The following is an 11370-nucleotide window of genomic DNA, read 5'->3' as shown; positions in this document are numbered from 1 at the left end:
CCAGGGATGGCCCGCGCTGAGCCTGCCATGGATGGCGTTAAGGCGACTTTGCGCAAGGCGTATGCTCCCTGAGCCTGCTCAGCGGTAAGCGGGTGCACGCACAGGAAACCCGGTCAGATCGGAAAGGCGCTAATGCCATCCCTGGCCGCTCGGCCCGCGCCGTCCCTGGCGCGGGACGCTTTCCTCTTCTGACCGGGTTCCCTGCGCATTGAGCTTATTCATTGCAGTAAGATTCGCCCGGATTTAAATTTCCAGCTGTCTGAAACGGCCTTCAGCCCGCTTTTTTACTCCTCGTCGTAGCCAAGATGCGGTGCCAGCCAGCGTTCCACTTCGCTGACCGACATGCCTTTGCGTGCCGCATAATCCTCCACCTGGTCACGCTGGATCTGCGCCACGGCGAAATATCGACTGTCAGGATGGCTGAAGTACCAGCCGGCGACGGCGGCGCCCGGCCACATGGCATAGGATTCGGTGAGCGTCATGCCGATCTGTTCTTCCACCCCCAGCAGCGTCCAGATGGCCGCTTTTTCGGTGTGATCCGGGCAGGCCGGATAGCCTGGCGCCGGTCGTATCCCCTGATAACGCTCGCGAATCAGCTCGTCATTGCTGAGATTTTCATTGGGGGCGAAGCCCCAGATCACCTTACGCACCCGCTCATGCAGATATTCGGCAAACGCCTCCGCCAGACGGTCCGCCAGCGCCTTCACCATAATCTTGTTGTAGTCGTCATGCTGCAGGTCATATGCCGCCGCCAGCGCATCCTCTTCCAGCCCGCCGGTCACCGCGAAAGCGCCAAGATAATCCGCTTTTCCCGTTGATTTGGGTGCCACGAAATCGGCCAGGCAGTAGTTTGCAAAGTCGGTTTTCTCTGCCTGCTGACGTAAGTGATGACTCACACACAAAACTTCATCGCGCCGCTCATCGCTATAGAGATGGATATCGTCACCGACCCGGTTAGCCGGGAAAATACCGACCACGCCACGGGGTGTCAGCAGCGACTGCTCACTTAGCCTGTCGAGCATCGCACTGGCATCGGCAAACAGACGCTGTGCCTCTTCACCCACCACCTCATCGTCCAGAATGCGGGGATATTTGCCCGCCAGCGACCAGGTCATAAAGAACGGCGTCCAGTCGATATAGTGGCGCAGCGTGTCGATACTGGCCTCAACCTGACTGACGCCGGGGCGATGCGGCACCGGTGGCGTGTAGTTTTCCCACGCGATCAGGCTGGCGTTATCGCGCGCGGCCTGCAGCGACACCGGCGGCGTGCGCGGTTTTTTGCGTGCGTGCTGGATGCGCACGGTTTCATACTCCCGTCGGGTCCGGGCAATAAAATCGGCTTTCAGCGTGTCGGAGAGCAGCGATGACACAACGCCGACGGTGCGTGAAGCGTTCTGCACGTAAACCGTCGGACCGCTGTAGTGCTGCTCGATTTTGACGGCGGTATGCGCCTTTGAGGTAGTCGCGCCGCCTATCAGTAGCGGCAGCGTAAAGCCCTGACGCTCCATCTCCTTCGCCATGTTAACCATCTCATCCAGCGACGGCGTGATCAGGCCCGACAAGCCGATGATATCCGCATCGACTTCCCGCGCGGTTTTCAGGATCTTCTCCCCTGGCACCATCACGCCCAGGTCGATAATTTCGTAGTTATTGCACTGCAGCACCACGCCAACAATATTCTTGCCGATGTCATGCACATCCCCTTTCACCGTGGCCAGCACGATTTTGCCGTTGCTGCGCCCGGCCTCTTTGCTGGCCTCGATAAAGGGTTCCAGATACGCCACCGCCTGTTTCATGACGCGTGCCGATTTCACCACCTGCGGCAGGAACATTTTGCCTTCGCCGAACAGGTCGCCGACCACATTCATGCCCGCCATCAGCGGCCCTTCGATAACCTCTATCGGGCGGGACACCTGCTGGCGTGCCTCTTCGGTGTCCTGCTCAATAAACTCCGTTATTCCTTTAACCAGCGAATATTCCAGTCGCTTAGCTACCGCCCAGCCGCGCCACTCCGCCAGCTGTTTCTCCTGCGCGCCGTCACTTTTGCCACCACGATACGTTTCCGCCAGCGCCAGCAGCCGCTCGGTGCCCTCTTCGCGCCGGTTGAGGATCACATCTTCGACGGCATCGCGCAGTTCAGCGGGCAGATCGTCATAGATAGCCAGCTGGCCAGCGTTGACAATCCCCATCCCCATGCCGTTGCGGATAGCGTGATAGAGGAACACGGCGTGGATCGCTTCGCGAACCGGTTCGTTGCCGCGAAAAGAAAATGAGACGTTGGAGACGCCGCCCGAGATCATCGCATGGGGCAATTCACGCCGGATATCTTCGCACGCCCCGATAAAGTCCATCGCGTAGTTGTTGTGCTCCTCTATGCCGGTCGCCACGGCAAAGATATTGGGGTCAAAGATGATATCTTCCGGCGGGAAACCGACCTCCTGTGTAAGAATCTGATAAGCCCGGCGGCAGATCGCGATCTTACGGGCGCGGGTATCCGCCTGCCCCACTTCATCAAAGGCCATCACCACCATGGCAGCGCCGTAGCGCCGCACCTGACGGGCATGATGGATAAAGGCCGCCTCGCCCTCCTTCATCGAAATCGAGTTAACGATTCCTTTGCCCTGAATGCACTGTAACCCTTTTTCAATCACTGCCCATTTCGAAGAGTCGATCATCACCGGCACGCGGGCGATATCGGGTTCGCCCGCAATCAGATTCAGAAAACGCACCATCGCCGCTTCAGCGTCGAGCATCCCTTCGTCCATATTGATGTCGATAATCTGTGCGCCGCTCTGCACCTGCTGCAACGCGACGTCCAGCGCCTCGTGATATTTCTCTTCTTTAATCAGTCTTTTAAATTTTGCCGAGCCGGTGACGTTGGTGCGCTCCCCGACGTTCACAAACAGTGATTCGGCGCTGATGTTAAGCGGCTCCAGACCGGAGAGACGACAGGCCACCGGAATAGCCGGTGGCTTCCGCGGTGCGACGCCTTCAACAGCGGCGGCCATGGCGGCAATATGCTGCGGCGTCGTGCCACAGCAGCCGCCAATAATATTCAGGAAGCCGGCACGGGCCCATTCCCCCATCTGCCGGGCCATCACTTCCGCATCGAGATCATATTCGCCAAACGCATTGGGCAGACCCGCGTTGGGGTGCGCGCTGACGTAGCCCTCAGCGATGCGCGACAGCTCCGCCACATACTGACGCAGCTCATCCGGGCCGAGCGCACAGTTCAGGCCAAAAGAGAGGGGTTCTGCATGACGCAGAGCGTTATAAAAGGCTTCGGTGGTCTGGCCGGAGAGCGTCCGCCCGGAGGCATCGGTAATCGTCCCGGAGATCATCAGCGGCAGCGTCACGCCCAGCGCCTCCATCTCGCTCTGCACCGCATAGACCGCGGCTTTCGCATTCAGCGTGTCGAACACCGTTTCAATCATGATGAGGTCAACACCGCCCTCCACCAGCGCGCGGGTCGACTCCCGGTACGCGTCCACCAACTGACTGAAGGTGACGTTGCGGAAGGCGGGATCGTTTACATCGGGCGAGATAGAGCAGGTGCGGTTAGTCGGGCCCAGCACGCCCGCCACAAAGCGCGGACGATCCGGCGTTTTCGCCGTCCACGCATCGGCGCAGGATCGTGCCAGCCGGGCCGCTTCACGGTTAATTTCTGCCGAGAGGTTTTCCATGCGGTAATCTGCCATCGCAATCGACGTGGCATTGAAGGTGTTGGTTTCGAGGATGTCAGCGCCTGCGGCCAGATAGGCGTCGTGGATCTCGCGGATCACCGCCGGCTGACTCAGCACCAGCAGATCGTTGTTGCCTTTAAGATCGCAGGGCCACTCGGCGAAGCGGCTGCCGCGAAAATCCGCCTCCTCCAGCCGGTAGCACTGGATCAGGGTGCCCATGGCACCGTCCAGCACCATAATGCGTTGTGCGAGCTGCTGATATAACGCGTCGATTTTCGTGCTCACCGTTGCCCCACTCACGTCAGTCTGCTGGCGAAAAAGCCTGTTTTTCATTCTGGCACAAGCTTAACTGGCGACAAAGTCACCTTATGCGGGACGGATAACGATCGCGGGCTGAGAGGTCTGACCAGAAAAGCAGCGTTTGCAAACGTCACGATTAAAACGAAAATGATTTCCACAATGCAAAAGAGGAGTTTCCCATGGCAACGCCGGTTCCCGCTAAGCGCGGCAAAAAACCCCGTAGCACACCTGTCGCCGCACCAGCGGGCGGTCAGGTCCAGTCGCTGACGCGCGGCCTGACCCTGCTGGAGCTGATTGCTGATTCACACGGCAGCGTGGCGCTGACCGAACTGGCCCAGCAGGCGGGCCTGCCAAACTCCACCACCCATCGCCTGCTCAGCACCATGCAGCAGCAGGGTTTTGTCCGTCAGGTGGGCGACCTGGGTCTGTGGACTATCGGCGCACACGCCTTTGTGGTCGGCAGCAGTTTTCTGCAAAGCCGTAACCTGCTGGCGCTGGTGCACCCGGTGCTGCGCAGGCTGATGGAGCAGTCCGGCGAGACGGTCAATCTGGCGGTGCTGGATCTCAGCGATCATCAGGCCGTGATCATCGATCAGGTGCAGTGTACGCAGCTGATGCGGATGTCTGCGCCGATTGGCGGCAAGCTGCCGATGCACGCCTCCGGTGCCGGCAAAGCGTTCCTGGCACATCTGGGCGATGAGCAGGTCACGGCGCTGTTGCATCAGAAGGGCTTGCACTACTACACCGCGAAGACGCTGATGTCGCCGCAGAGCCTGAAGGAGAATCTGGCACAGGTGCGCAAAGCGGGCTTTTCCTTTGACGATGAAGAGCATGCGCTGGGTCTGCGCTGTGTCGCCGCCCCCATCTATGACGAACATGGCGACGCCTTTGCGGCGCTCTCCATCTCCGGCCCGATTGCCCGCATGACGGATGACCGCATTACTGAACTCGGCGCGCTGGTCATCCGCGAGGCGCGACAGGTTACGCTGGCGTACAGCGGTCGTTAACGGTTTCTGCCGCGTAGCAGACGCTGAAACGCTGCGTCTGCCGCCAGGCAATTACCTCTTCCACATGGCCCTGAGCGATGCGCTGCTGCTGAGCGCGCCACCAGCCGGGGTCAAAAAGCTCCGGATGCAGTTGCAGCAGCAAGGCGCCGGTCGCGGCTTCGCTGCATAACGCATAGCGGAAAGTCTCCGGAAACACATCGTCCGGCCCGACGCTGTACCAGGGCTCTGCGCTGAGTTCATCTTCCTCATAACGCGCGCGCGGCACCTCCCGGAAGTTCAGTTCGAGCATCGGGCGGATCTCATCGTAGTCATAAAAAATGACCCGGCCATGGCGGGTGATGCCGAAGTTTTTAAACAGCATATCGCCGGGAAAGATATTGGCGGCCGCCAGCTGCCGGATGGCGTTGCCATACTCCTCGATTGCATGATGCCGCTCTGCCGCGCTGGCCTGCGCCAGATAGAGATTAAGCGGCTGCATCCGTCGCTCCAGCCACAGATGACGAATGATCAGACGGTCGCCCCGGATCTCCACTTTTTCTGCCGCACAGGCGTTCAGCTCAGCCAGCAGCGCCGGTGAGAAGCGCGCCAGCGGCAGCGCAAACTGCTCAAACTCCTGCGTATCGGCCATACGTCCCACGCGATCATGCTCTTTGACCTGCTGATAACAGGCGCGCACCTGCGCTTCCGTCACCTCTTTCTGTGGCGCGAAGCGATCCTTAATGACCTTAAACACCCGATCAAACCCCGGCAGCGTGAAAACCAGCATCACCATGCCGCGCACGCCAGGCGCGATCTCAAAGGCCGCATCACTCTCTGCCAGCGCCTGAAGATATTCACGGTAGCTTTCCGTTTTGCCATGTTTCTGGCAGCCAATTGCCCTGTACCGTTCCGCCAGGGTTTTGCCTGGCAGAATCTGTTGCAGCCAGGCGACCAGCGCAGCAGGCACCGGGGCATAGACCATAAAACAGGCGCGGGCGAACCCAAAGACAATGCTGGCGTCATTCACATCGGTGAGACAGGTGTCTATCCAGAGTTCGCCGGCGTCAGTGCGCTGAATCGGCAGCAGACAGGGAGCGATGCCTTCCGGCAGATGCAGGCGCGCCACCAGCCACGCGGTTTTGTTGCGATAAAAAAGCTCACTGCTGACCTCAAGCCAGCCCTGATCCAGACCGGCAAAGTGCGACGTCAGGTGACGGACAATCCAGCCGACATCCCGGGCGCGATGCTGCCACGGCAGGGTCAGCGGTAAATCGGCCAGAGCCTGATCCACCACGGCCCGCCAGCCTCTGTCCGGCAGATAACGTCGCGACAGGGGCCGCAAAGGGGTGACCGGCGTAGCCTGGGATTGAGAGCTGAAGATAAACAGGCGCTCCGGCTGCAGATCGGCATGGCCATGTAACCGGCAGTAGACGGAGTTAAAAAAGCTTTCGGCAATCTCATGCCGCGGGTAGCCGGGAAGCAGGCTCTGATAGTGTTCCTTGATCCGCAGCCAGAATGCCTGATCCCAGTCTGCCGCACCGTTCAGCACCCGCAGCTGGTCAGCAACCAGAGAGACATGATGGTCGTAGAGGTGGATGCGAGCCTTCATGGCGTGCTGCACCGCCTGCCACTCCGCCTGTTCAAACCGCTGCTGCGCCCCGGCGGTGATATCCAGAAAGCGGCCATACTGCGCATCTGACCCCTGCAGAATCGTGTGGGCGATTAAAGATTCACGTGGCGGCATAATCAGCTCCGGCAAAGGCCCGCCCGCAGCGTGCGGGCGGGGGATCCGTCAGGAAAGCGCGTCAGAACTGATGCTCTTCGGTCGAACCGGTCAGCGCCGTGACCGACGATTTACCGCCCTGAATGGTGGTGGTGACCTGATCGAAATAGCCGGTGCCCACCTCCTGCTGATGCGACGAGAAGCTGTAACCGCGATCGCGCGCCGCAAACTCAGGTTGCTGAACCTTTTCAACATAGTGACGCATCCCTTCGCCCTGAGCATAGGCATGGGCCAGATCAAACATGTTGAACCACATGCTGTGGATGCCTGCCAGCGTGATGAACTGGAAGCGATAACCCATGTCGCTGAGCGACTGCTGAAACGTCGCGATGGTGCTGTCGTCGAGATTCTTCTTCCAGTTGAACGACGGCGAACAGTTGTAGGCCAGCAGTTTGCCGGGAAAGCGCGCATGGATGGCGTCGGCAAAGCGCTGCGCCATCGCCAGGTCCGGCGTCGAGGTTTCACACCACAGGATGTCAGCATAGGGTGCATAGGCCAGACCGCGACTGATCGCCTGTTCTATCCCCGCATGGGTGCGAAAGAACCCTTCTGCCGTCCGGTCGCCCCGGATAAAGGGACGGTCGTATTCATCGCAGTCTGAAGTGATCAGGTCAGCGGCATCGGCATCGGTGCGGGCCAGCAGCAGGGTGGGCACCCCCATCACATCGGCGGCCAGCCGGGCCGCCACCAGTTTCTGAATCGCCTCCTGAGTCGGCACCAGCACCTTACCGCCCATATGGCCGCATTTTTTCACCGCAGCCAGCTGATCCTCGAAGTGAACCGCCGCGGCACCCGCCTGAATCATCGCCTTCATCAGTTCAAATGCGTTCAGCACGCCGCCAAAACCCGCTTCCGCATCGGCAACAATCGGCAGAAAGAAATCGGTGTACCGGCTGTCACCCGCTTCTATACCCGCAGACCACTGAATCTGATCGGCACGCTGAAAGGTCTGATTGATGCGCGTCACGACCTCCGGCACTGAGTTGACCGGATAGAGCGACTGATCGGGATACATCTGCCCGGCAACGTTGGCATCTGCCGCCACCTGCCAGCCAGAGAGATAGATCGCTTCAATGCCCGCTTTCGCCTGCTGGAGGGCCTGACCGCCGCTCAGCGCGCCCAGACTGTTGATGTAGCCCTTCTTTGCCTTGCCGTTCAGCAGTGCCCAGAGTTTCTCTGCACCGCGCTCCGCCAGCGTACAGGCGGGTTGTAATGAGCCGCGCAGATTAACCACCTCTGCTGCGCTGTACGGGCGGGTAATCCCCTGCCAGCGTGCGGTCTGCCAATCCTGTTCAAGTTGCTCGATTTGTTGAGTGCGTGTCATGGCAATAGCTCCTCTGTTCAGGGGATCAGGCGGTAGCCTGGCAGGGTAAGAAAGGAAACCAGTTCGCGTTCGGTGGTGATCTGCGCCATCAGCTGCGCCGCGTCGTGGTAGCGACCGCCGCTGAAACGGGATTCACCCAGCGTGTTTTGCAGCAGATGCAACTCTTCGTTCAGCCAGCGCAGAAACAGTTCAGCGGTGACCGGCTGGCCGCTGTCCAGGATTTGCTGGTGGCGAATCCACTGCCAGATAGAGGTGCGCGCAATCTCCGCCGTGGCGGCATCCTCCATCAGTCCATCAATCGGCACACAGCCGTTACCGCTAATCCAGGCCTCAAGGTATTGCAGCGCGACGCGGATGTTGGCACGCATACCCGCCTCGGTGCGTTGCCCTTCACAGGGCGCAAGTAACTGCTCTGCCGTGATCGGGGCGTCCGCTTCACGCATGACATGCAGCTGATTAGGCCGGTCGCCGAGAGCGGCATTGAAGACGGCCATTGCACTCTCTGCCAGGCCAGGATGCGCTATCCAGGTGCCATCGTGTCCATTGCCCGCCTCACGCTGCTTATCTTCCGTTACGCGTTGCAATACCCAGGCATTGCGCGCCGGATCTTTGTGGGGAATGAGGGCCGACATGCCCCCCATCGCAAATGCCCCCCGGCGATGACAGGTTTTAATCAGCAGTCGCGAATAAGCATCCAGGAATGGCTGCGACATGGTCACCGACTGGCGATCCGGCAATATCCGATCCGGATGCTGTTGCAGGGTTTTGATATAGCTGAAGATGTAATCCCAGCGACCGCAGTTCAGGCCGACGATATGATCGCGCAGATTCCACAGGATCTCATCCATCTGGAAGACCGCAGGCAGGGTCTCGATCAGCACCGTCGCTTTGATCGTTCCGCGCGGCAGATCGAACTGATCCTCGCTGAAACGAAAGATCTCACGCCACCAGGCGACCTCCTGCCAGCTTTCGGTTTTCGGCAGATAGAAGTAAGGGCCGCTGCCTTTCGCCAGTAAAGCGCGAACGTTGTGGAAAAAGTAGAGAGCGAAATCGAACAGGCCGCCCGGAATCGCCTTACCCTGCCAGCTGACATGTTTTTCTGACAGATGCAGACCGCGCACCCGGCACATCAGCACCGCCGGATGGGCGTTCAACTGATAGATTTTGCCCTTGTCGCTGGTGTAACTCAGTGTCCCCTGCACCGCCTCGCGCAGCGTCAGCTGACCGTCGATCAGTTTTGACCACGCCGGGGAAAGCGAATCCTCAAAGTCAGCCATAAAGACGTTCACGTCAGCATTCAGCGCGTTGATCACCATCTTCCGATCGGGCGGCCCGGTGATCTCCACCCGGCGATCCGCTAAATCGGCCGGAATGGATCGAATATGCCATTCACTTTCTCTTATGGAAGCGGTTTCCATATCGAAGTCTGGCAGCGTGCCCTGGTCATAGCGTTGTTGTCGCCGCTGGCGGTCGAGCAGCAGTACTTCGCGTTGCGGCGCAAAGCGTGTCACCAGAGCCTTTAAAAACGAGATGGCTTCAGGGGTAAACAGGCTCTCTGCTCCCTGGTTCAGGGGCTGGCTGAAGGTCAGGGTATGGCTGATCACGGAATCTGTCATGCTGGCGCTCTCCTGTATTCAAAAGATCGAATGCAGCGGATCCACTCGCTGTTTGTTTTGTGAGCTACAGATCCAGAGCATAAGCATTTATTTTCTTAAATCAAAAACTATTTCCATTTTTGTATTTAAACGGCGATATCTCTCTGTTTCAGAACGAATTAAAGTTTCATTTTTTAAAGGAATGCTTTTCACCTGGCTTTTTACAGGCGAAAAAAAACCGTGCTGCCATCGGCTAACACGGTTCAGTTGAAGATTAAGCGGGACTATTCCAGCGTCGGATTCATGTGACGCAGATCGAACGGCGTGATCTGATAGACGTAGTAGTTGAGCCAGTTCGAAAACAGCAGATTGCCGTGGCTGCGCCAGGTGGCGCGCGGTGGCAGCGCCGGATTATTCTGCGGGAAATAGTTATACGGAATCTCCGGTTTCACGCCCGCTTCATAATCGCGATGATACTCACCGGCCAGGGTCAGGGCATCATACTCCGGGTGACCGGTAACAAAGACCAGTCGCTTGTCCCTGCTCGCCATCAGATACGCACCGGTTTGTTCCGATTCAGCAAACAGCTCAAGATCGGTGTAATCCGTGATCAGCTGGGTAGGAAAATCAGCATAGCGTGAGTGCGGAGCCAGGAAATTATCATCAAAACCCCGGGTCAGTAACGCGTGCGGATGCAGTATCTGATGCTCATAGACGCCAGACAGTTTGTTCTGTCGGGTTTGTTTCGGAATACCATACAGAATATTCAGCGCAGCCTGCACTGCCCAGCAGACAAACAGGGTCGAGGTAACATGCTCATTTGCCCAGTGCAGCACGCGCTGAATCTGTGGCCAGTAAGCGACATCGTTAAAATCAACCAGTCCGAGCGGCGCACCTGTCACGATTAAGCCATCGTAGTTGTCGTGCTGAATATCTTCGAAATTGCAGTAGAAGTTGTTGAGGTGCTCGCTGGGGGTGTTGCGCGACTCACGGCTGTCGATACGCAGCAGCTGAATATCGATCTGTAAGGGTGAGTTGGACAGCAGACGCAGAAACTGATTTTCCGTTTCGATCTTCTTCGGCATCAGATTCAGTACCAGCACTTTAAGCGGACGGATCTCCTGAACACTGGCGCGCGATGATGTCATGACAAAGACATTTTCATCACGCAAAAAATTTACTGCCGGTAATTCGTCGGGAACCCTGATTGGCATAACCTGCTCACCTCATACAACCGTATAAACGTTTAGACATCTGGATGCCCAACATTAGCCTGATTGGGGTGAGTTGTCGAGGTTTCATGCAGAAAATGAAAATGTTTCAGCTTAAACTGGCAAACAGCAGACGTAAAAAAGCCCCGCACGTCGGTGCGGGGCTTCTTCACTTGTATAATGCCTGGCAGTTCCCTACTCTCGCATGGGGAGGCCCCACACTACCATCGGCGCTACGGCGTTTCACTTCTGAGTTCGGCATGGGGTCAGGTGGGACCACCGCGCTAAAGCCGCCAGGCAGATTCTGTTTTCCGCGCCGCCACAGGGGCCGCGCAGACGTATCCGTCACAAACTGAAAATCACGTCTCTCAAAAACGCCTCTGGCGTTGTAAGGTTAAGCCTCACGGGTCATTAGTACCGGTTAGCTCAACGCATCGCTGCGCTTACACACCCGGCCTATCAACGTCGTCGTCTTCAACGTCCCTTCA

At 58.3% G+C, this 11370-nt stretch carries 6 protein-coding genes and 2 rRNA genes; 1 reads left to right on the top strand and 7 read right to left on the bottom strand.

Annotation, left to right across the window (positions count from 1 at the left end; genetic code table 11):
- Positions 1-284: 284 nt before the first annotated feature.
- Entirely contained in the window at positions 285-3968 is a 3684-nt protein-coding gene (metH, locus tag AC1V0D_RS10855) for a methionine synthase (protein ID WP_482907556.1), read from the bottom strand.
- Positions 3969-4162: 194 nt separating this feature from the next.
- On the opposite strand from metH, the gene iclR reads away from it, so the two are divergent.
- Entirely contained in the window at positions 4163-4990 is an 828-nt protein-coding gene (iclR, locus tag AC1V0D_RS10850) for a glyoxylate bypass operon transcriptional repressor IclR (RefSeq protein WP_046100998.1), read from the top strand.
- Here the strand turns inward: iclR and aceK are convergent.
- The 6 genes from aceK to AC1V0D_RS10820 all read right to left on the bottom strand — a co-directional run.
- The gene (gene aceK / locus AC1V0D_RS10845) at positions 4965-6713 is read right to left on the bottom strand and encodes a bifunctional isocitrate dehydrogenase kinase/phosphatase (RefSeq protein ID WP_482907413.1); all 1749 of its coding nucleotides are present in this window, start codon (positions 6711-6713) and stop codon (positions 4965-4967) included. The two genes, iclR and aceK, sit on opposite strands and share 26 nt — an antisense overlap.
- Before the next feature lie 61 nt (positions 6714-6774).
- A complete protein-coding gene (gene aceA, locus AC1V0D_RS10840; protein ID WP_150028772.1) occupies positions 6775-8076 on the bottom strand; it encodes an isocitrate lyase in 1302 nt (433 codons plus the stop codon).
- A gap of 17 nt (positions 8077-8093) precedes the next feature.
- Positions 8094-9692: a malate synthase A gene (gene aceB, locus AC1V0D_RS10835; RefSeq protein WP_336793994.1), complete on the bottom strand. Its 1599-nt coding sequence runs from the start codon at positions 9690-9692 to the stop codon at positions 8094-8096.
- Positions 9693-9955: 263 nt separating this feature from the next.
- Positions 9956-10885, bottom strand: a complete 930-nt coding sequence (gene metA / locus AC1V0D_RS10830) for a homoserine O-acetyltransferase MetA (RefSeq protein WP_009092644.1) — start codon at positions 10883-10885, stop codon at positions 9956-9958.
- Between the two features lie 179 nt (positions 10886-11064).
- A 5S ribosomal RNA gene (rrf, locus tag AC1V0D_RS10825) occupies positions 11065-11180 on the bottom strand.
- A gap of 92 nt (positions 11181-11272) precedes the next feature.
- Positions 11273-11370, bottom strand: a 23S ribosomal RNA gene (locus tag AC1V0D_RS10820); the annotation flags it as partial.

Source organism: Pantoea sp. PA1 (genome assembly GCF_056856975.1).
This window is presented reverse-complemented; position numbering and strand designations above follow the sequence as displayed.

Bases quoted from the DNA above. Each gene is read 5' to 3' on its own strand.
- iclR (WP_046100998.1), top strand. From the start codon at position 4,163: ATGGCAACGCCGGTTCCCGCTAAGCGCGGCAAAAAACCCCGTAGCACA.
- aceK (WP_482907413.1), bottom strand. From the start codon at position 6,713: ATGCCGCCACGTGAATCTTTAATCGCCCACACGATTCTGCAGGGGTCA.
- aceA (WP_150028772.1), bottom strand. From the start codon at position 8,076: ATGACACGCACTCAACAAATCGAGCAACTTGAACAGGATTGGCAGACC.
- aceB (WP_336793994.1), bottom strand. From the start codon at position 9,692: ATGACAGATTCCGTGATCAGCCATACCCTGACCTTCAGCCAGCCCCTG.
- metA (WP_009092644.1), bottom strand. From the start codon at position 10,885: ATGCCAATCAGGGTTCCCGACGAATTACCGGCAGTAAATTTTTTGCGT.